At 65.4% G+C, this 19,460-nt stretch carries 20 protein-coding genes; 5 read left to right on the top strand and 15 right to left on the bottom strand.

The window, feature by feature from the left end; genetic code table 11:
* Positions 1–291 precede the first annotated feature (291 nt).
* From fliR to fliF, 13 genes are all read right to left on the bottom strand, one after another.
* Positions 292–1,074, bottom strand: a complete 783-nt coding sequence (gene fliR / locus C2L66_RS15575; protein ID WP_060599547.1) for a flagellar biosynthetic protein FliR — start codon at positions 1,072–1,074, stop codon at positions 292–294.
* A gap of 31 nt (positions 1,075–1,105) precedes the next feature.
* Positions 1,106–1,375: a flagellar biosynthesis protein FliQ gene (gene fliQ / locus C2L66_RS15570; protein ID WP_054929246.1), complete on the bottom strand. Its 270-nt coding sequence runs from the start codon at positions 1,373–1,375 to the stop codon at positions 1,106–1,108.
* A gap of 22 nt (positions 1,376–1,397) precedes the next feature.
* Positions 1,398–2,255, bottom strand: coding sequence for a flagellar type III secretion system pore protein FliP (gene fliP, locus C2L66_RS15565; protein ID WP_098021501.1), 858 nt, complete (start codon positions 2,253–2,255; stop codon positions 1,398–1,400).
* Positions 2,255–2,875 (bottom strand): flagellar biosynthetic protein FliO, encoded by a 621-nt coding sequence (gene fliO / locus C2L66_RS15560; protein WP_060599548.1) that lies wholly within the window; start codon positions 2,873–2,875, stop codon positions 2,255–2,257. The genes fliP and fliO overlap by 1 nt, the downstream gene beginning before the upstream one ends.
* Positions 2,872–3,336: a flagellar motor switch protein FliN gene (fliN, locus tag C2L66_RS15555; protein WP_035991507.1), complete on the bottom strand. Its 465-nt coding sequence runs from the start codon at positions 3,334–3,336 to the stop codon at positions 2,872–2,874. The genes fliO and fliN overlap by 4 nt, the downstream gene beginning before the upstream one ends.
* On the bottom strand, positions 3,329–4,327 hold the full coding sequence (gene fliM / locus C2L66_RS15550; RefSeq protein WP_035991509.1) for a flagellar motor switch protein FliM: 999 nt from the start codon (positions 4,325–4,327) through the stop codon (positions 3,329–3,331). The genes fliN and fliM overlap by 8 nt, the downstream gene beginning before the upstream one ends.
* Before the next feature lie 65 nt (positions 4,328–4,392).
* The gene (fliL, locus tag C2L66_RS15545) at positions 4,393–4,896 is read right to left on the bottom strand and encodes a flagellar basal body-associated protein FliL (RefSeq protein ID WP_054929244.1); all 504 of its coding nucleotides are present in this window, start codon (positions 4,894–4,896) and stop codon (positions 4,393–4,395) included.
* 596 nt (positions 4,897–5,492) lie between these two features.
* Entirely contained in the window at positions 5,493–7,007 is a 1,515-nt protein-coding gene (locus tag C2L66_RS15540) for a flagellar hook-length control protein FliK (protein ID WP_060599549.1), read from the bottom strand.
* A gap of 65 nt (positions 7,008–7,072) precedes the next feature.
* Positions 7,073–7,522 carry a flagellar export protein FliJ gene (fliJ, locus tag C2L66_RS15535; RefSeq protein ID WP_060599550.1) on the bottom strand — a complete coding sequence of 150 codons (450 nt, stop codon included), beginning with the start codon at positions 7,520–7,522 and terminating at the stop codon, positions 7,073–7,075.
* An 18-nt stretch (positions 7,523–7,540) separates the two neighbouring features.
* Positions 7,541–9,196 carry a flagellar protein export ATPase FliI gene (gene fliI, locus C2L66_RS15530; protein ID WP_054929241.1) on the bottom strand — a complete coding sequence of 552 codons (1,656 nt, stop codon included), beginning with the start codon at positions 9,194–9,196 and terminating at the stop codon, positions 7,541–7,543.
* Positions 9,190–9,867, bottom strand: a complete 678-nt coding sequence (gene fliH, locus C2L66_RS15525) for a flagellar assembly protein FliH (RefSeq protein WP_082433735.1) — start codon at positions 9,865–9,867, stop codon at positions 9,190–9,192. Before fliH ends, fliI begins: the two co-directional genes overlap by 7 nt.
* Complete coding sequence (gene fliG, locus C2L66_RS15520; protein ID WP_054929240.1) at positions 9,854–10,849, bottom strand: flagellar motor switch protein FliG; 996 nt, start codon at positions 10,847–10,849, stop codon at positions 9,854–9,856. Before fliG ends, fliH begins: the two co-directional genes overlap by 14 nt.
* The gene (gene fliF / locus C2L66_RS15515; protein ID WP_060599551.1) at positions 10,839–12,620 is read right to left on the bottom strand and encodes a flagellar basal-body MS-ring/collar protein FliF; all 1,782 of its coding nucleotides are present in this window, start codon (positions 12,618–12,620) and stop codon (positions 10,839–10,841) included. Before fliF ends, fliG begins: the two co-directional genes overlap by 11 nt.
* Before the next feature lie 233 nt (positions 12,621–12,853).
* Here fliF and fliE point away from each other — a divergent pair, with 233 nt between their 5' ends.
* From fliE to C2L66_RS15490, 5 genes are all read left to right on the top strand, one after another.
* Positions 12,854–13,189 (top strand): flagellar hook-basal body complex protein FliE, encoded by a 336-nt coding sequence (gene fliE / locus C2L66_RS15510; protein ID WP_035991525.1) that lies wholly within the window; start codon positions 12,854–12,856, stop codon positions 13,187–13,189.
* A 380-nt stretch (positions 13,190–13,569) separates the two neighbouring features.
* Positions 13,570–14,004 (top strand): flagellar export chaperone FliS, encoded by a 435-nt coding sequence (fliS, locus tag C2L66_RS15505; protein WP_007577111.1) that lies wholly within the window; start codon positions 13,570–13,572, stop codon positions 14,002–14,004.
* Positions 14,001–14,330 carry a flagellar protein FliT gene (locus C2L66_RS15500; RefSeq protein WP_035991528.1) on the top strand — a complete coding sequence of 110 codons (330 nt, stop codon included), beginning with the start codon at positions 14,001–14,003 and terminating at the stop codon, positions 14,328–14,330. The genes fliS and C2L66_RS15500 overlap by 4 nt, the downstream gene beginning before the upstream one ends.
* 68 nt (positions 14,331–14,398) lie before the next feature.
* The gene (gene fliK / locus C2L66_RS15495) at positions 14,399–15,793 is read left to right on the top strand and encodes a flagellar hook-length control protein FliK (protein ID WP_054929238.1); all 1,395 of its coding nucleotides are present in this window, start codon (positions 14,399–14,401) and stop codon (positions 15,791–15,793) included.
* Complete coding sequence (locus tag C2L66_RS15490) at positions 15,790–16,125, top strand: EscU/YscU/HrcU family type III secretion system export apparatus switch protein (protein ID WP_054929237.1); 336 nt, start codon at positions 15,790–15,792, stop codon at positions 16,123–16,125. The genes fliK and C2L66_RS15490 overlap by 4 nt, the downstream gene beginning before the upstream one ends.
* 9 nt (positions 16,126–16,134) lie before the next feature.
* On the opposite strand, the gene C2L66_RS15485 is transcribed toward C2L66_RS15490, so the two are convergent.
* Positions 16,135–17,553: a coniferyl aldehyde dehydrogenase gene (locus C2L66_RS15485; RefSeq protein ID WP_060599552.1), complete on the bottom strand. Its 1,419-nt coding sequence runs from the start codon at positions 17,551–17,553 to the stop codon at positions 16,135–16,137.
* 39 nt (positions 17,554–17,592) lie between these two features.
* On the bottom strand, positions 17,593–19,266 hold the full coding sequence (locus C2L66_RS15480; RefSeq protein WP_060599553.1) for an isovaleryl-CoA dehydrogenase: 1,674 nt from the start codon (positions 19,264–19,266) through the stop codon (positions 17,593–17,595).
* Positions 19,267–19,460: the final 194 nt, after the last annotated feature.

Below are 19,460 nucleotides of genomic sequence, written 5' to 3'. Positions count from 1 at the left end.
GAGGCGCCCGGCAAGAGCGCTGGCAACGAGCAAGAATGATGTGATTGCCGTGTGAAGCGTAAGACCCTTTGGGGGCCCTCAGGCAAGAATTAGTGCTGGCGGTGTGAGCCGCTTTCTTTTGCCTACTTTTCTTTGCGGCGGCAAAGAAAAGTAGGTGCCGCCCCGCACAGGGGCGACGCTTGAAGCGAGCTAACAATTCGCGGATGCCAGCGAAAGCAAAAGCAAAAGCCAATCGCAGATACTAGCGCAAAGACAAAAACACCCCATCAAAGCATGCGCAGCAAAAAACCTTTACCTCAACCCAGCCACCACCCGCCCCATCTCCTCAATCCCACTCTCAAACAACCGTGCAAAGAACGGCATCATATTGGGCAACATCAACTGAATCAGCAGCAAACCAGTAATAACAGTAACCGGCAGCCCAACCTGAAACACCCCAATCTGCGGCGCAGCCCGATTAAGAATCCCCAGCGCAAGATTGGTGATAAGAAGCGCAGTGACAATCGGCAGAGAAAGCAGCAGTGCAGCACTGATCACAGTGCTCCCCCATCCAGCCAGCACACGCCATCCATTGGCGCCGAGCAGATTTGCCGACACAGGCAGCGCCTGAAACGTCTGAATCAGAGCAGAAATGACCTGCAAATGCCCATCGAACGCGAGAAACGTCAAAATCGCGAGCATGTTCATATACCGCGACATGACGTCAGTCGAACCAGCGGCATGCGGATCGAAGAACGTCGCGAACCCGAGCCCCATGCTCATGCCCATGATGTCGCCGGCCGCCTGAATCGCCCCAAACACGAGCTGCATCGTAAAACCGAGCGCCGCACCAATCAAAAACTGATTGACGATGATCCACACGCCCTGCGCGGAAAACACAGTAACCTGCGGCAACGCACCGATAGTCGGCGCAACGATCAGCGTAATGAATCCCGCAAGAGCGACCTTCACGCGAGTCGGCAACGACTTGTCGCCGAACGCGGGCGCCGTCGCCATCAGCGCGAGAATCCGTACGAACGGCCACAGGAACGCCGTAAGCCAGACGTTCAGCTGTTCGTAGGTGACGGAGAACATCGCGCGTCGAAAGAAGGAAAGAGAAGGGCGCTCAGTTGGCGAGCGTCGGAATGCTGGTGAACATGTGGCGCGTGTAATCGAGCAGCTTCGCGAGCATCCACGGACCGATCAGCACCAGCGTCACGGCAATCGCGAACAGCTTCGGAATGAACGACAGCGTGGCTTCGTTGATCTGCGTCGCCGCCTGAAACAGGCTCACGACGAGACCGACAACAAGCCCGACGAAAAGCGGCGGCGCAGCCAGCAACAACGCGATGTACATCGCTTCGTGCGCAAGCGTGGTGACGGTTTCCGGCGTCATGGCGTGATTCTCCCTGCGGAATTCAGACGAAGCTCTGTGCAAGCGAGCCAATGATCAACTGCCAGCCATCCACCAGCACGAACAGCATCAGCTTGAATGGCAGCGAAATTGTCGCGGGCGAAATCATCATCATGCCCATCGACATCAGCACGCTCGCCACCACCATGTCGATAATCACGAACGGAATGAACACGGTAAAGCCGATCTGAAAACCCGTCTTCAGTTCGCTCGTCACGAACGACGGCACCAGCAGCGACAGCGGCACATCTTCCGGACCCTGCATCGGCGCGGCGTGCGAGATGCGCGCGAACAGCGCGAGATCGCTCTCGCGGGTCTGCTTCAGCATGAATGCCTTGAACGGCGCGACACCGCGCTTCACGGCCTCGTCCATCTGGATCGTGCCTTCGGAGAAGGGCTTGTAGCCATCGGTGTACGCCTTGTCGAGCACGGGCGTCATCACGAACAGCGTAAGAAACAGCGCAAGACCGACCATTACCTGATTGGGCGGCGTGGTCGGCGTGCCGATCGCCTGACGCAGCAGCGACAGCACGATGATGATGCGCGTGAAACTCGTCATCATCAACACCATCGCGGGCAGGAACGACAGCATCGTGAGCAGCAGCATCGTCTGCACGCTCAGCGAGTAAGTCGTGCCGCCGTTCGGGCCGGGGCTCGTGTTGAAGGCGGGCAGACCGTTGGCCTGCGCGTGCGACAGCGTCGGCAGCGCGAACAGCAGCGCGGGCACGGCGAGCGGCGCAATCAGCGCGGCGCCCTTCAGGATGCGCTTTTTCATCGAAGCGGGAGCCTGCCTTGAAGCCTGTGAAAGGACGTGGGAAGTCACAGCGCAGCGGCGCCGCGCGTCAGATCGGTCGTACTGCATTACTGTTCTCCGCTCGCGCGTCGCTGGAAACGTTTGGCCGCTTCGTTTTTGAGCGCGTCGCGAAAGCGTTGTCCGAAAGTGCCGCTCAACTGGACCGGGCCGCCGGGACTGGATGCGCCGGGCACTGAAAAAGGCGTGCCGGTGGGAAGGGGTGCGCCCGAGGACGCGCCGGCAGGCATGGTATGCAACAGGCGCACATTGCCGGGCGCAGCGCCGAGCACGAGCCACGTATCGCCGATCTCGACGACGGCCACGCGCTCCTTGCCGCCAAGCGACGTCCCGCCGATCGTCTTCACGATCCCGCCGCGCTGGCCCGGTTGCAGGCCGAAGCGGCGCGCGAGCCATGCGAAGCCGAACACGAGGCCGATCACGACAGCAAGACCTACGATCGTCTGCAGCACGGCGCCGACGCCGAGCGACGGCACCGCCGTTCCCGCGCCGACGCTCGAGGCGATCTTCGCGGCGTTGTTGACGGCATTCATGTCGGCGGCATGCGCAAGATGGAAAGTGCTGGCGCAGAGCATGAGCCCGGCCACGATCACCGTCGACATGAAACGGGCGCGGCGCGGCAGCGGCATGCCGCCTCCATGGAACGCGGCCCGGGTTACTGCGTGTTTCATCGGTTCAGCTTCCGGATACGCTCGGACGGCGTGATGATGTCGGTCAGGCGAATACCGAACTTGTCGTTCACGACCACCACTTCGCCCTGCGCAATCAGGCAGCCGTTGACGAGCACGTCCATCGGCTCGCCCGCGAGACCGTCCAGCTCGACGACGGAACCCTGCGCCAGTTGCAGCAGGTTACGGATCGCGATCTTCGTGCGGCCCAGTTCGACCGTCATCTGAACGGGAATGTCCAGAATCATGTCGATGTCGTTGCGCGTCGTGGACGGCTCGACCTTCGACAGCGGCTGGAACACACCCGCCGTGGTCGCGCTGACCGACGTGTTGTCGTTCTGCTCGGCGAGCGCGCTCGCCCAATCGTCGAGGGCCGCTTCTTCGGCGCCCGAGCCGGGCAACGGATCATTCACCTTCGACTCTTCCGGCATGTCCATATCGGGTGTCGAGTTCAACTCAGTCATATCCCGCTTCCTTCATCTGTTCCGCTGCGCTGATCATCTTTTGCACGCGCAATGCGTATTGACCATTGAAAATTCCGTAGCCGCATTCCATCACCGGCACGCCGTCGACCTTCGCCGTGATGTGCTCGGGAATGTTGATGGGCAGCACGTCGCCCGCCTTCATGTTGAGAATCTCCTGGAACGTCACGGGGACCTGCGCGAGATCGGCCGTCAGTTCCACTTCGGCTGCCTGCACCTGCTGCGACAGCACGCGCACCCAGCGGCGGTCCACTTCGAGCGCTTCGCCCTGGATCGGCGAGGACAGCACGTCGCGGATCGGCTCGATCATCGAGTACGGCATGCAGATATGCAGCGTGCCGCCTGTCGGCCCGAACTCGATCGAGAACTGCGTGACGATCACGATTTCGTTCGGCGTGGCAACGTTTGCGAACTGCGTGTGCATTTCCGAGCGCACGTATTCGAACTGCAGTGGGCGCACGCTCTTCCATGCCGTCGTGTAGTGCTCGAACACGAGGCCGAGCAGCTTGCTGATGATGCGCTGCTCGGTCTGCGTGAAGTCGCGGCCTTCCACTCGCGTATGGAAACGCCCATCGCCGCCGAACAGGTTGTCGACCACGAAGAACACGAGGTTCGGATCGAACACGAACAGCGACGTGCCGCGCAGCGGCTTCACGTGGACGAGGTTCAGGTTCGTCGGGATCGGCAGGTTGCGGGTGAACTCGCTGTACTTCTGCACCTTCACCGGGCCGACGGAAATTTCCGCCGTGCGCCGCATGAAGTTGAATATGCCGACGCGCAACAGGCGCGCGAACCGGTCGTTGATGATTTCGAGGCCGGGCATCCGGCCGCGAACGATGCGTTCCTGCGTCGCGATGTTGTACGGGCGGACACCGGAGCGCTCGGACTGGTCGGATTGCGAGTCGGACTCGCCGGTGACGCCCTTGAGGAGGGCATCGACCTCCTCCTGGGACATGAACTCTTCGTGGCCCATTCCTATTCCTCGTACGTCCCTTCAGTGGCGCGGTGAAAGATCAAATCAGTCGGCACAAGGCGCCGTTACTGGACGACGAATTCGGTGAACAGCACGTCGGAGACGTGCACGGGTTGACCGTTGGCCTCGGTCGGCTCTTCGATCAGCTTTTCGAGTTCCGTGGCGAGTGCTTTCTTGCCGTCGAGCGTCGCGAGTTCCTCGGGATGCTTGTTCGACAGCGCGAGCAGCACGCGGCTGCGGACTTCGGGCATGTGTTCGGTCAAATGTTCCTGAACCTTCTGGTCGGTCAGCTTCAGCGTCAGACCGATGCGCAGATAGTGCTGCTGGCCGTCGTCGGACTGCAGGTTCACCGTCATCGATTCGAGCGGAAAGAAGATAGGTGCAGGCGCGGGCGCCGGCGCAGCTGCCGTTGCGGCGGCGGGCGCACGCTTGGACATGAAGAACCAGGTGGCGGCGCCGGCGGCGCCTGCCGCGACCAGTACGATCAGCAGGATCACCAAAATGCGCTTGACGAGGCCCGGAGAGGAGGGCTTCGCGTTGGCTTGCTGGTTTGCGGTCGTGGTTGCCATGGAATTGATTGCCTCAATGCTGTAGGTTGAATTTTCAGGTGTCCGACGCTGCTGCGATGGGTCGAAAAGAAGGGATATTCAGGGTTAGCTCGTGTGTTTGCCTGCTGGGGTGGGTTTGTTTTTTTGCTGCGCAGGCATCTGGCCGCTTGGCTTTGCGCTGGCATCCGCGTGATGTTGCCGGTTTTCATGCGTTGCCCCTGTGCGGGGCGGCAGTTACTTTCTTTGCCGCCGCAAAGAAAGTAACCAAAGAAAGCGGCTCACACCGAGCCGCTTGACCATCGCCGGGGAACAGGAGCGGCCCAAGCTGCGGCAAACTGTGTGTAGGTTTTCCCGCCTTAAGCGCGAGCACTTCGGACCAGGTCCGGAGTGCTCGCGTGTGCGGCACGACAGCCTACACACAGTTTGCCGCTATAGGGCGCTGGACGCTCTGGAGCAATGGTCAAGCGGCTCGGTGTGAGCTGCTTTCTTTTGCCTACTTTTCTTTGCAGCAGCAAAGAAAAGTAGGTGCCGCCCCGCACAGGGGCAACGCATGAAAACCGGCAACATCACGCGGATGCCAGCGCAACAGCAAACCGCGAACCGCAAACCACATCACGTCACGCGAACGTATCCACCAACCCAACCGTGCGTCGCACCGGCATGCTCACCGTCGTCACGCCACTATCCGCGACGTCGATGCCCACATCGCCACGGCCACTACCGCGGCCACCGCGAGCGCCGCCGCTCTGCTCCTGGCCCTGCTGGCTGCTCTGGCGGGCAAAGCCGTCGCTGACGCTGGCGCTGCCCAGGCCGATGCCGCCTTGCTCCATCGCTTCGCGCAGTTTCGGCAGAGCGGCTTCGACCGCCTCCCGCACCTGCTGATGCTGCGAAACAAAAAGGGCATGTGCATGGTTATCGGCAACCTGGAGGACGACCTGTAGCGGGCCGAGATCGCGCGGGTTGAGCGTGAGCTCCGCCGTCTGCTGATGCGCGTTGGTGAGGAACACGACCTTCTGGCTGAACGCGTCTTCCCAATCGTGCGCGCCGACTTGCGGCGCGATCGCGTTCGCCATCGCGGCCGTTGCCGGGTTGGAACCCTGCGTTGCCGTCGTCGTTGCGCTCGCAGCCGCTGCCGCCGATGCGGCCTGAGTCGCCGCGAGCGCGGCGTTCGTGTCGGCGCTCGCGGCGGGCACGGAGTTCGTCTGCGAGAGGTTCGCGCTGGCGGCGGCGAGGGTTTCGGCGGGGCTCGGCTGCGCGGCTGCGGCGGCGGGTGTCGTGGCGGCGGTGGCATTCGCGCCGTTCGCCGTCGCCTCGCCCTTCATGTTGCGCAAGTCGCCGAGCGTCAGGCCCTTGCCCGCGCCTGCGCCCGAACCGCCGAGCGTCGCGTCGCCCGTGGCCGACGTGCCCGAGCCAGCGGATCCGCTCACGCCCGTCGCGGGCGCCGCGCCCTGGCCGTTCGCCATCGCGGCGAAGGCGGCCTGCAATGCGTCTTGAGTCGCTTTCGGATCGAGCGATGCGATCTTCTTCGACGGCGTCTGGATCACAGGCGTGGTCGTGTTGCCGGCGACCGGGGTCGAAGCAGGTGTCGACGGCTGTGCATCGGCCACTGCCGCATTCGCTGCGTCGGCCGCGCCGCTCGCCTGTGCCTGCGCTTGCACGGCGGCGGCTGCGGCCGCTGCGGCTGCCGCCGTCTCCGCGGCTGCGGCGTCCTTGGTCGGCGCGCCGTCGTTGGGCTTCGAGGCCGTGTCGGTCTTGTCCTTGCCGTTCGCGCCGTTCGTGCCGTCCGCACCATTGGCGCCGTTCGACGCGCTGCTTTGCTGCGTGTTGTCGGTCTGGCCTGCGGACTTGGTGCTGTCGGTGCCGTTCGAGCTGTCGGCGGCGCTGGTGTTGTTCGAGCTGTTATCGGCGGGCGGCACGTCGTGCACGCTGGAACCATTCGATGCGGATGGCGCCGGCGTCGGCGCGGGAGCCGGCGTGGGCGAGGGCGCGGCAATCTGGTTCTGCGCGGCGATGCTTTGCTGCAGCGTCGTCGAGAACGGCAGCGCGCTGGCGTTCACGCCGTTCGACGCGCTGCTGCCCGATGTGCCGCTCGTCGAGCCGAGCAGCGAGTTGATCAGTGAAAGAGGCGACATGCTGGATCTCGTGTGGTCGTGTCAGTCCCGTTGCGCACCGCAGCGCTTCGCGGCGTGCGGCGTCTTCATGCGCCTTCTGCGCGCATCCGGAGAATTCGTGCGCCGAACTCGTCGGCGTCCCGTTGCTCGCGGCGCGCCGCGACTTTTGCTTCAGCGGCGATGCCGCGTGCTTCCAGTACTTCGTAAGAACCGAGCTTCTGCTTGCTGTGCTGCCATTCGGGCTTGGCCGCTTCGACACGCGCCGTTGCCGTCGTCAGCAAGCCGCGCTGCTGTTCGATAGCGGCGTCGAGCGTGTCGATGAACGCCTGAAAGTTGCGCATGTTGCCGGCGGGCATGCCCGCCTTGGCGGTTTCGGTGAAGCGGCGGTGATACTCGTCGCGGTATTCGATGAGCGCGGTCAGCTGCGCTTCGACTTCGTTGCGCTCGCGCTGCACGCGGCCGAGCTTGCGCGCGGCGGCGTCGACGTCGTCCTGCGCGAGGCCAATCAGCGTCTTGATCGGAAAGTGCTTGCTCATTCAGTCTCTCCTGGCTTGCTAGCCGAACAGCGAGTCGAGGTACGCGATGCTGGCGTCGAAGCCGGCGCTTTCGCGAAAACCTTGCTGCAGGAACGCTTCCATGCGCGGATACAGCGCGATGGCCTTGTCGAGCACGGCGTCGCGTCCCGACGAATACGCGCCGACATTGATCAGATCGCGATTGCGCTGGTAGCGCGACAGCATCTGCTTGAACTGACGCGTGCGGTCCAGATGCGCGTCGCTGATGAGCGAGGTCATTGCGCGGCTGATCGACGCTTCGATGTCGATGGCGGGATAGTGGCCCGCTTCGGCGAGTGCGCGCGACAGCACGATATGGCCGTCGAGAATCGCGCGCGCCGAGTCGGCGATCGGGTCCTGCTGGTCGTCGCCTTCCGTCAGCACCGTATAGAACGCCGTAATGGAACCGCCGCCTTCCGGCCCATTGCCCGTGCGTTCGACGAGCGCGGGCAGCTTGGCGAACACGGAAGGCGGATAGCCCTTGGTCGCGGGCGGCTCGCCGATCGCCAGCGCGATCTCGCGCTGCGCCATCGCGTAACGCGTGAGCGAGTCCATCAGCAGCAGAACGTGCTTGCCCTGATCACGGAAGTATTCGGCGAGCGACGTCGTATAGGCGGCCGCCTGCATGCGCAGCAGCGGCGACACGTCGGCGGGCGCGGCCACGACCACCGAGCGCGCGAGACCTTCCTCGCCGAGAATCTGCTCGATGAATTCCTTCACTTCGCGGCCACGTTCGCCGATCAGGCCGATCACGATCACTTCCGCGCTGGTGTAGCGCGCCATCGTGCCGAGCAGCACCGATTTGCCGACGCCCGAACCCGCGAACAGGCCCATGCGCTGGCCGCGTCCGACGGTGAGCAGCGCGTTGATTGCGCGCACGCCGACGTCGAGCACCTTGTGAATCGGCTCGCGATGCAGCGGGTTGATGGTCGGCGCCGTGAGCGGCGCATCGTTGCGCGCGTTGAGCGGGCCGAAGCCGTCGAGCGGCTTACCCGATGCATCGACCACGCGGCCGAGCAGTTCCCAGCCAACGGGCAGACGCTTCGCGCCCGCCATCGGATCGGCGATGGGCGCGACTTCCAGCGGATAAACGCGCGCACCGGGCAGCAGACCGGCGACTTCCGTGGTCGGCATCAGAAACAGCTTGTCGCCGTGAAAGCCGACCACTTCGGCTTCCGCCATCGTGCGCGAGCTGCCGGGCGGAAGCTCGATCATCACTTCCGAGCCGACGGCGAGCCGCAGGCCGACGGCCTCGAGCACCAGACCGGCGGCGCGCGTCAGGCGGCCGCAGGCGCGCAGCGGGCGCGCTATCTGATTGCGCTCGCGCAGGCCGTTCAAACGATTGCGCCACGCCTGCAGATGCGGATTGGATGCAAGGGCGGGATCGGGCGCGCGCTTTGGCGCAGCCGCCGATTCGCGGCTCGCGGGCGCGGCAGCGGGATGTGCGCTGCTGGCGTGGTCGTTTGCGTCGTGGTGGGATTCATCGCGCGATTGGCCCGCCGAATGCGCGTCGGAAATCGCGGATTCCAACGCCGCCAGCGACTCCTCCATCTGCGCGACGGTGAGCGCTTCCGCGCCGAACGACGCCAGCGCCAGCTCGCGCTCGAGCGGCGTGAGGTCGCTGTGCTGAATGTCTTCGATGGTCGGCTTTACCATGTGCTTGCCTTGCCGAGCGCAGCCGTCACGCGCTCCCAGCGCGTGCCGATGCCGGCGTCCACTTCGCCCGTCGTGGAGACCGCGCGGCAGCCGCCGCGTTCGACCGCGGGATCGGTGCGCACGCTCCAGCCGCGCGTCTGCAGTTCTTCCAGCAGATACGCTTCGACGACGGGCAGATCGGCAGGGCTCACGATCAGCGCCGGCGCGCCGACCAGCGCCGGTTCCGTCGCCATCACCTCACGCGCGGCGGCGATCAGCGCCGTCGGGTCGTGCTGGACATGCTGGCGAACCACTTGTTGCGCGATGTCGAGCGCGAGCGCGACGATCGTTTCTGACAGTTCATGCTGCACGTTGTCGAGCGCGGCCTTGAACGTTTCGGCGAGCGCGGCAAGCTGCGCGGCTTCCGAGTGCGCTTCCGCCTGGCCCTGCTCGAAACCTTGCGCGCGGCCCTGTTCGTAGCCGGCCTGATAGCCGAGCGCCTGGCCGGCCACATGGCCGGACGCAACGCCCTGCGCATGCGCGGTGTCGCGCAGGCGTTGCAGTTCGGCTTCGAACGCGCCGTCGTCGACTTCGGGTTCCGGCTCGGGCACCGGGTCGAACGAGGCCATCTCCCAGCGCTGGTAGGCCGAGAGGCTTTCCTTGCGCGTGGAGTCGTGCTCAGACATATGCATCTTCCGCCTTGCCGCCGATCACGATTGCTCCAGACTCGGCGAGATTGCGCACGACCTGGAGGATCTTGCGCTGTTGCGTTTCCACTTCCGACACCCGGACCGGGCCGCGCGCGTCGAGGTCTTCCGCGAGCAACTCGGCTGCGCGCTGCGACATGTTGGACAGGAACTTCTGGCGCAGCGCGGGCTGCGCGCCCTTGAGCGAGATGATCAGCGTTTCCGACTCGACTTCCTTCAGCAGCAGCTGGATCGCGCGGTCTTCCAGGTCGAGCAGGTTGTCGAACACGAACATCTGATCGATGATCTTCTGCGCCAGTTCCGCGTCGTACTGGCGGACGTTGTCGATGACCGACTCTTCGTGATTGCCCGGCAGGAAGTTGAGAATTTCCGCCGCCGTGCGAATGCCGCCCATCGGGCTGCGCTTCAGGTTGTCGCTGCCCGAGAGCAGGCCCGTCAGCACGTCGTCGAGTTCGCGCAGCGCGGCGGGCTGAATGCCGTCGAGCGTCGCGATGCGCAGGAGCACGTCGTTGCGCAGGCGCTCCGTGAAGCACGAGACGATCTCCGACGCCTGATCGCGGTCCAGGTGCACGAGAATCGTCGCGATGATCTGCGGGTGCTCGTTCTTGATGAGTTCCGCGACAGCCGCCGAATCCATCCACTTCAGGCCTTCGATGCCGCTCGTATCGCTGCCTTGCAGGATACGGTCGATGATCACGCCCGCCTTGTCGTCGCCGAGCGCCTTGGTCAGCACCGAGCGGATGTAGTCGTTCGAATCGAGCGAGAGGGCCGTGTGCTTGTCCGCCTCGGAGACGAACTCGTGCAGCACCTCGTCGATCTGCTCGCGGGTGATGTTCTTCAGCGACGCCATCGCGACGCCGATCTTCTGGACCTCACGCGGCCCCAGAAACTTGAATACCTGAGCTGCCTCTTCCTCGCCGATCGACATCAGCAGGAGCGCGCTCTTCAATACGCCTTCAGTGCTCATCGGACACCCAGCTCTTCACGACGGTTGCAACGATCTTCGGATCCTGACGCGCGATCTGACGCGCATATTCGAGGTTCCGCTCATATTTGGCCTTGTCGCTTTCCAGCGAGACCAGCGTTCCTTCCACTTCCTCTTCGGCGGCGATGGCGGCCGCGCTCGGCAGGCCGTCGAGCACCGGCTCGTCCGGCGACGGCAGCGCGGCGACAACCGGTTCCGGCGGCGGGAAGGCGCGGCGCAGCGCCGGCTTGACCATCACGAAGTAGAGGAACAGGGCGACTGCGCCGATGCCCACGTACGTCGCGATCTGCTTGTACATCGCGATCATGTCCCTGGTGCGCCACCACGGCAGGTCGGCATCCGGATCGACGACCTGGGTGAACGCGCTGGTCACCACGTTGACCGAGTCGCCGCGCGCCTGGTTGTAGCCCATCGCGTCGCTGACCAGCAGCTTGACCTGCGCGAGCTTGTCGGCGGGTACCGGCTGCATCGTCGCGTGGCCCTTCGCGTCGACGACGCGCATGTAGTTCACCACCACGGCCACCGACAGACGCTTGATGCCGCCAATCGCCTGCTCCGTGTGGCTCACGGTCTTGCTCAGCTCGTAGTTGGTGGTCGAATCCTTGTGGTCGCTGATCGGTGTCGTCGTCACGCCGCTGGCGCCATTCGCGCTGGCGACGATCGGCGCGGACGCCGGCTGCGGCGGCTGGTTCGACAGCGCGCCCGGCACGCCCGAGGCGCCGCTCTGCGACATTTCCGTCGCGGTGCTGGTCTGCTGGCTGCGGATGGCGGCCTGCTGCGGGTCGTTGTTCGGCGCATAGCGCTCCGAGGTCGACTCCTGCTTCGAAAAATCGATGTCCGCGCTCACCGACGAATGCGCGTTGCCGGCGCCGAACATCGGTCCGAGGATCGCGTCGATGCGCTGCTGCGTGTTGCGCTCGATCTGCTGCACGTACTTGAGTTGGGTTGCGTCGAGGCCGCTGCCGGTGACGCCCGCCTGCGTGAGCAGATTGCCGTCCTGATCGATGATCGTCACGTTGCGCACGGGCAGGTCGGGCACGGCGGAGGCGACCATATGCGTGATCGCCACGACCTGGCCTTCGTCGAGCATGCGGCCCGGATACAGGTTGACCATCACCGAGGCCGACGGCGCCTCGCGGTCGCGCACGAACACGGTCGGCTTCGGAATCGCCAGATGGACGCGCGCCGTCTTGACCGTCGAAATGGATTCGATCGTGCGCTGCAGCTCGCCTTCGAGCGCGCGCTGATAGTTGATCTGCTCGGCGAACTGGCTGATGCCGAACTTCTGGTTGTCCATCAGTTCGAAGCCGACCGAACCGCTCTTGGGCAGGCCCTGCGACGCGAGGCGCAGACGCATTTCATGCACCTGATCGGCGGGGATCAGAATGGCGCCGCCCGCATCGGAAAACTTGTACGGCACGTTCGCCTGCTGGAGCGCGGCAACGATTGCGCCGCCGTCCTGATCGGAGACATTGCTATACAGGACCTTGTAGTCCGGCGCCCGCGACCAGAGGATCAGCCCCGCGACCACGGCCACCAGCAACGCGACGGCGAAGATCAGCGGCGCGCGCGGGTTGCCGCGCATCTGCGACAGCGACGCGGGAAGGCCCGGGAAGCGCGTGGCGAAGCCACTGCCCGTGCCGCCGAGGTCGAGGCCTGCAGCGCCGCCGGCTGCTCCCGCTGTGCCCGGCTGCGCGCCGGCGAGGCCCATGCGGGCGTCGGGGTTGATCAAAGAGTTGGCTGACGAATCCATGCGTCGGGTTTCTCCGGAATGCTTTTGCGTTCTGCGGCTTACGGCGCCTTACCTTGCCTGCCGACAGAGACTTTCACGTTAGGGATTATCCGCATGGGTAAGCAACCCGATGCGCCGAATAGCGGGGGGTTTCCCCCTTACTTTCACGGCTTTCGCAGCAGGGCCGCTGCTATGCTTCCTGTCCAATCGGTGTATGGCGCGAACGCTCGCCTGCATCTCACTCAGGAGAGAACATGACGGCACTCATCAATCCGATCCAGTCGGCCTTGCAGCAGATGCAGGAGATGGCGGCCCAGGCCACGGGTGGCAGCGCCCCGGTTGGGAACGGCAATGGCGCGGCCACGGCAGGCGGTTTCGCGTCGGCCCTGAAAGCCTCGATCGACAAGATCAGCGGCGACCAGAAAAGCGCGATTGGCGAAGCCCATGCGTTCGAACTCGGCGCGCCGAACGTGTCGCTGAACGACGTGATGGTCGACATGCAGAAGGCCAACGTCGGCTTCCAGTTCGGACTGCAGGTGCGCAACAAGCTGGTGTCGGCCTACAACGACATCATGCAGATGGCCGTCTAAGACGCCTGCGACCGCGTGCCGTCGCCAGCCTCTGGTCGGCGGAGCGCGGTCGATGCAGGCGCTAGCGCGTGCGCCGCAAGCGTGCGCCGCGCAACCGGCGCGCCGCCCGCCTCGCCGGGCGGGCATGCGCGCCGGTTCGATGCACCGTGCCGGTGCGGCGGCCCGCCGCTTGCAGCCGCTTGCAGCCAACCCGCGCCCGGGCGCGGCGCCGCGCATCTTTCCTGACGCTTCCTTCCAGCGGGCTAAAGCTTTATTCGGATGAACCGATAACCTTGATACAAGGGCTGGCGGGAACGCGTGCGGCAGGATGCGCAGCGCTCCGGCGGGCTGTCCGCTGTCAGTCTGATCTGATCGTCATCTGCAATACAGGAGGAGCGCCGATGTTTTCCCCGGGACACTCTGGAGCCAATGCCTACGCTCGCGTTGGCGTGGAGACAGGGGTGATGGGCGCCAGTCCACATCGCCTGATCGTGATGCTCTACCAGGGGGCACGCAAGGCCGTTGCGCAGGCGCGCATGCATCTGCAGCAAGGCGACATTGCGGCGCGCGGCGAGGCGATCGGCAAGGCCATTCAGATCATCGGCGACGGGTTGCAGCAGGCGCTCAACGTCGAAGCAGGCGGTGAAATCGCGGAGCGTCTCCACGCGCTCTATAGCTATATGACGCGGCGACTGCTCGAGGCTAACCTCAAACAAAGCGATGCGATGCTCGTCGAAGTCGACGGCTTGCTGGCCACGCTCGAGGAAGCCTGGATTGGAATCGCGCCGGAGATTGCGCGGATGGCGATGCAGTCGTCCGCGGAAAGCATGAGATGAGTTCGAACGCAGAATATTTCGCCCGCTACGAGGCGATCGCAGCGATTTCGGTCCGGATGGTGATGGCAGCGCGGGACGCGCTCTGGAACGATCTCGTCCTGTTGCAGGACGAGTACCGGCATCTCGTCGACGCGCTGAAGCACGCGGAAGACGGCGTACGCCTGTCCGACGACGAACGCTCGCGCAAATTCGACCTGATCCGCCAGATCCTCGCGAACGACGCGACGGTCCGCGATCTCGCGAACCCGCGCATGGCCAAGCTGCAGGCGCTGTTCGCGCCGAGCCGCCCGGCCATCGTGCTGAAAGAACTTTACCAGGCGCGCTGAGCGCTTTCATAACGTCCCACACGAGCCGCTAGCGGCCACGCAGCGTCAATGCGCGAGAGGAAGCGGGCATGAACGGAATCGACACGGCGGTGGCCTCGCTGCTGGCTAGCCGCATCGACAGCCTGCTCCCCATCGGCGCGCGATCCGGCGCGACCACCTCGCAGACGGACGCGTCGCTCAACGTCAGGCAACCGCCCGGTGCGCCCATCGCGATGATGCCCGCGCCGTTGCCGGCGTCTGCGCAGACGGTGCTGTCGGCCGTGGCGCTGACGCTCGACGCGATCACACGCTCCGGCGGCGAGGCGACGCCCGCGCTGGTCGGGCAAGTCCCCGTCTGGCCCGCCGCGCCCGCCATCGATATCGCGCCGTTGCCGCTCTTCGACACGGGCGCGAACGCATCGCAGGCCGCGGCTTCCGGTAACGCCGCAGCGGGCGCCGCGACGGCGCAGAACGCGGGCGGCGCGACCGCCGCGCATGGCGCGGACGCGGCGGCGAACATCGTCGCCGCGCCTTTGCCCGTCGCCGAGCTGGCGGCCGCACTCAGGCGCACCGTCGACGAAAGCGGGCTCTTCTACGAATCGCATCTCGCGCAATGGCTGTCGGGGCAACGACCCGTCGAATCGCTTGCGGGCGAGGCACAGAATCGCCTCGCCGACGCGGCGTCGCAAATGCCGCTCGACTTGAGCCACGACGCCGATGAATCGAATTCGTGGGCGCAAGGCCACCCGTCGGGCAACTCGGGCGCCGCGGCATTCGCGGCCGCCGTCGCCGCTGCGCGCGGCACGCCGGAAGGCCCGCAGACACAGTCGGCGCGCTTCACGACATTCGATCTGGCGACGCACGACATCATCGACACACCCGACCAGCCTGGCCAGACGTCGCAAAATCCGGCGGCGGCTCATGCAGCGAGCATGGACGACGCCAGCGCGCGCCAACAGCAATCGATGGCGGCGGCCTTGCATCCCGCGACGATACCCCTCGTGCGCCAGCAGCTCGATCTGCTCGCGACGGGGCAGTTCCGCTGGACGGGCGAAGCGTGGCCGGGCGCGCGTCTCGACTGGACGATCGAGCAGGAAGGCGATGAATGGCGGCGCAGCGGCAACGGCGCGGCCTCCGCCGACGACGAATACCCATGGCGCACGCGCCTCACGCTGTCGCTGCCGTCGCTCGGTACCGTCGACGCCGAACTCACGCTGACGGGCTCGCGGCTCGTCGCGCGCGTGCAGGCGAGTCCCGGCGGCGCGGCGCGGCTCGCGGCGCAGGGCGACACCTTTCGCGAGCGCCTCGCGCAAGCGGGCATCGAGCTGAGCGGCCTGTCGATCCGCGAGATCGGCGGGAGTATGCCGGCGGCCGGCGCGGCGGCGGCTGCCGCTGCGGCGTCGGCGTATGCGCGCTCGACGGCGGACAAACCCGCGCGGAACGACGCCGCCGACAACCGCGATGTCGACTGGGATATGCAATGAGCCGCACGAGTCGAAAGAGCGCGGCGGCGCTGGTCTACGATTCGCACGGTCACGACGACGCGCCGCGCATTGTGGCGAAAGGCTACGGGATCGTCGCCGAGATGATCGTGCAGCGCGCGAAGGAGGCTGGCCTGTACGTGCATCAATCGCCCGAAATGGTGTCGCTGCTGATGCAGGTCGATGTCGACTCGCGCATTCCGCCGCGGCTGTATCAGGCCGTCGCGGAGTTGCTCGCGTGGCTGCATCGGCTGGAGAGCGGCGCCGGCGACGCTTCACCCGTCATCGACGTCGTCGCCACCGACCTTCCGCCTGACACCTCCAGCGAGCTTTGACGCCCGGCGTCAGAACCGCATCATCAAGCTGAGCAGCGCCCGTACGCGCCTGCCGTACGGCGGCGCGATCAGGCTGCGCGCATTGAAGCGCGCCTGCGTCAATACCGGCTTCATCTTCGAGAATGTGACGAAGCCTTCGTACCCGTGATACGCGCCCATCCCGCTCGCGCCGACGCCCCCGAACGGCAGGCTTTCGCACGCGAGATGCATCAGCGTTTCGTTGACGGACATGCCGCCCGCGATCGTTTCATGCGTGACGCGCGCGATCGCCGCCTTGTCGTCGTCGTACAGATAGAGCGACAACGGTCGAGGACGCGCGTTGATATAGGCGATGGCGTCGTCGAGCGAATCGTAGGGAATCACGGGCAGTAACGGCCCGAAAATCTCTTCCTGCATCAGCGTGGACGTGTCGGGCGCTTGCGTCACGGCGACGAGCGGGAAGCGGCGCACGCTCGCATCGGGCGCGGCATCGGTGAGCGGGTGCAGTTGCGCGCCCTGTTCGCGTGCTTCGTCGGCGAGCCGTTGCAGGCGCTCGAAATGACGCGGCGAAATGATCGACGTGTAGTCGGGGTTGCGCGCGAAATCCGGATAGAGCCGCGCCATGCGCGAGCGCGCCCGCTCGATGAACGCCTGTTCCTTGCCGCGCGGCACGAGCACGTAGTCCGGCGCGATGCAGGTTTGCCCCGCGTTGAGCGTCTTGCCCGCGACGATGCTGTCGACGGCGTAGTCGAAGCGCGCCTGCAATCCGACGATGGCTGGCGACTTGCCGCCGAGTTCGAGCGTCACGGGCGTCAGATGCGCGGCGGCGGCGCGCATCACTTCATGGCCGACCTTGGTCGAGCCGGTGAACAGCAGGTGATCGAATGGCTGGGCGCTGAATGCCGCCGCGAGCGCAGCGTCGCCGTTCACGACGGCGACGTGATCGCGGGCGAAGGTCTGCGAGATGAGTTGTTCGAACAGCAGCGAGGTGCGCGGCGTCAGTTCCGACATCTTGATGATCGCGCGATTGCCGGCCGCGAGCGCGCTGATGAGCGGCCCGGCCGCCAGCAGCACAGGATAGTTCCACGGCACGATGATCCCGACGACGCCAAGCGGCTGCGGTACGACCTTCGCGCGGGCGGGCAGGAGCCACTTGTTGGTCGCGCGACGCTGCGCTTTCATCCAGCGCTTGCCGTGACGCAGCGCGCCGTCGATTTCCTCTTTGACGAGCAGAAATTCGGCCAGCAGGATTTCTTCCTTCGCGCGATTGCCGAAGTCGGCGTGCATCGCATCGGCGAGCATGTCTCGATTGTCGAGCAGCACGTCGCGCAATGCTTTCAGATGCGCGGCGCGCTGTTCCCATGGCGGATAGGGCGCGCGCAGACAGGCGGCGCGCTGTTCGCGCAGAAGCTCTTCCAGGGCCGCGATGTCCGGGCGGTCGTTTTTCATTTCGTTGTGTCTCCCGATGTGGTTGTGTGCTGCGTGCAGTCAGCTGGTGAACGCGCGGTCGACGATCGCCTGATGATCGAACGAGGCGGGCAGCGTACCGTACACGCGGCCGCTTTCGCCGCAGCCGTCGCCCAGCCGCGTCGCGATGAACGCATCGGCGACGAAGGCGGGCGCATGCTGCGCGAGCAGCACCCCTTGCGCGATCAGCACGATCTGCTGCGCGATGCGGCGCGCGGAAGCTTCGCGCGTTTCGGGTGCGGACGTCAGCGCGCGCAGCAGACCTTCGAGCGCCGTGTTCAGCGCGGGATGGGTTTGCGCCACGTCACGCCATGCGGCCAGTAAGGCCTGCGCGGCATCGGGCTCGCGCTCCATCGCGCGCAATACGTCGAGACACATCACGTTGCCCGAGCCTTCCCAGATCGAGTTCACGGGCGCTTCGCGGTAGAAGCGCGCCATCGGCCCTTCTTCGACGTAGCCGTTGCCGCCCCAGACTTCCATCGCTTCGCCCGTGAATTCGAGCGTGCGCTTGCAAACCCAGTACTTCGCGGCGGGCGTGACGAGCCGCCGCCACGCACGTTCTTCAGGGGCGTTCGTGGTGTCTTCGAAAGCACGCGCGAGGCGCATGAACAGCACCGTCGCCGCTTCCGTTTCGAGCGACAGGTCGGCGAGCACGTTGCGCATCAACGGCTGATCGGCGAGATGCCTGCCGAATGCACTGCGATGCCGCGCATGGTGGATTGCCTGCACGAGCGCCGCGCGCATCAGCGCCGCGCTGCCGATCACACAGTCGAGCCGCGTGTAGTTCGCCATTTCGATGATGGTCGGCACGCCGCGTCCTTCGTCGCCAATCATCACGCCGTAGGCGTCGAAGAATTCGACCTCGCTGCTGGCGTTGGAGCGGTTGCCGAGCTTGTCCTTCAGGCGCTGCACGCGCACGGCGTTCTTGCTGCCGTCGGGCGCGAAGCGCGGCACGAAGAAGCACGACAGGCCTTCGCGATCGTCGGTGCGTGCGAGCACCAGGTGCGCATCGCACTGCGGCGCGGAAAAGAACCACTTGTGGCCGACCAGCCGATACGCCGCGCCGCGTCCGCCGCCGGCCTCCGCAATTGCCTGCGTGCGGTTGCTGCGCACGTCCGAGCCGCCCTGCTTCTCGGTCATGCCCATGCCGATCATCATCGAAATTTTCTGGTCGAGCGGGGCGTCGCGCGGATCGTGCTCGCGCGCATACAGCTTGTCGCGCAGCGTGTCGAACAGCGCAGGCTCGCGTTGCAGCACGGGAATGCTGGCGAAGGTCATGGTCAACGGACATAGCGAGCCGGATTCGAGTTGCGCGTGCAGAAAATAGCCCGCGCAGCGCGCGACCATCGCGCCGGGCTGCGGATCGGAAAATGGCAGCGCGTGCAATCCTTCGCGGCGCAGCAGGCTCAGCAATGTGTGCCACGCAGGATGAAACTCGAGCGCGTCGATGCGCTCGCCGCGCGGGCTGAAGCTCGCGAGTTCGGGCGTGTGGCGGTTCGCCAGATCGGCGAGCGCGAGCACGTCGGGTGTGGTCAGCGCGGCGCCGTCGCGCGCGAGCGCCTCGCTATGCCACGCCGCGCCTTCGCGCCCGACGGCGGCGGCCAGCGCGGCATCGCTCGAAAACAGGTTGTAGTTCGCAAGCGGCGGGACCTGATTGGTCACTTCGTGCGTGTTGCCGGGGCCGAACCGTTCCATCTGATGTCTCCATTCGATACACGCGCGCCTGCCATCGTGCAGGGCACTGTTTTATTGGAGCGCGCGAGCCGGGTGCGGAAGCGGCGGCGCGCGAAAGACCGTGTTTGAACGAGGTCCGCGCGCGGCGGGGCGCGGACAGCACCTTTCATCATAGGGGCGCGTTGCGGATTCCGTTTAGAGTGATCGCTCTGGCG

The organism is Paraburkholderia caribensis (assembly GCF_002902945.1).
GTDB classification, from domain to species: Bacteria; Pseudomonadota; Gammaproteobacteria; order Burkholderiales; family Burkholderiaceae; genus Paraburkholderia; species Paraburkholderia caribensis.
The sequence above is the reverse complement of the archived record's forward strand: the minus strand, read 5'-3'. Positions and strand labels throughout refer to the sequence as shown.

Coding starts and splice junctions, on each gene's coding strand:
- fliR (WP_060599547.1), bottom strand. CDS start 1,074: ATGTTCTCCGTCACCTACGAACAGCTGAACGTCTGGCTTACGGCGTTC.
- fliQ (WP_054929246.1), bottom strand. CDS start 1,375: ATGACGCCGGAAACCGTCACCACGCTTGCGCACGAAGCGATGTACATC.
- fliP (WP_098021501.1), bottom strand. CDS start 2,255: ATGCAGTACGACCGATCTGACGCGCGGCGCCGCTGCGCTGTGACTTCC.
- fliO (WP_060599548.1), bottom strand. CDS start 2,875: ATGAAACACGCAGTAACCCGGGCCGCGTTCCATGGAGGCGGCATGCCG.
- fliN (WP_035991507.1), bottom strand. CDS start 3,336: ATGACTGAGTTGAACTCGACACCCGATATGGACATGCCGGAAGAGTCG.
- fliM (WP_035991509.1), bottom strand. CDS start 4,327: ATGGGCCACGAAGAGTTCATGTCCCAGGAGGAGGTCGATGCCCTCCTC.
- fliL (WP_054929244.1), bottom strand. CDS start 4,896: ATGGCAACCACGACCGCAAACCAGCAAGCCAACGCGAAGCCCTCCTCT.
- C2L66_RS15540 (WP_060599549.1), bottom strand. CDS start 7,007: ATGTCGCCTCTTTCACTGATCAACTCGCTGCTCGGCTCGACGAGCGGC.
- fliJ (WP_060599550.1), bottom strand. CDS start 7,522: ATGAGCAAGCACTTTCCGATCAAGACGCTGATTGGCCTCGCGCAGGAC.
- fliI (WP_054929241.1), bottom strand. CDS start 9,196: ATGGTAAAGCCGACCATCGAAGACATTCAGCACAGCGACCTCACGCCG.
- fliH (WP_082433735.1), bottom strand. CDS start 9,867: ATGCATATGTCTGAGCACGACTCCACGCGCAAGGAAAGCCTCTCGGCC.
- fliG (WP_054929240.1), bottom strand. CDS start 10,849: ATGAGCACTGAAGGCGTATTGAAGAGCGCGCTCCTGCTGATGTCGATC.
- fliF (WP_060599551.1), bottom strand. CDS start 12,620: ATGGATTCGTCAGCCAACTCTTTGATCAACCCCGACGCCCGCATGGGC.
- fliE (WP_035991525.1), top strand. CDS start 12,854: ATGACGGCACTCATCAATCCGATCCAGTCGGCCTTGCAGCAGATGCAG.
- fliS (WP_007577111.1), top strand. CDS start 13,570: ATGTTTTCCCCGGGACACTCTGGAGCCAATGCCTACGCTCGCGTTGGC.
- C2L66_RS15500 (WP_035991528.1), top strand. CDS start 14,001: ATGAGTTCGAACGCAGAATATTTCGCCCGCTACGAGGCGATCGCAGCG.
- fliK (WP_054929238.1), top strand. CDS start 14,399: ATGAACGGAATCGACACGGCGGTGGCCTCGCTGCTGGCTAGCCGCATC.
- C2L66_RS15490 (WP_054929237.1), top strand. CDS start 15,790: ATGAGCCGCACGAGTCGAAAGAGCGCGGCGGCGCTGGTCTACGATTCG.
- C2L66_RS15485 (WP_060599552.1), bottom strand. CDS start 17,553: ATGAAAAACGACCGCCCGGACATCGCGGCCCTGGAAGAGCTTCTGCGC.
- C2L66_RS15480 (WP_060599553.1), bottom strand. CDS start 19,266: ATGGAACGGTTCGGCCCCGGCAACACGCACGAAGTGACCAATCAGGTC.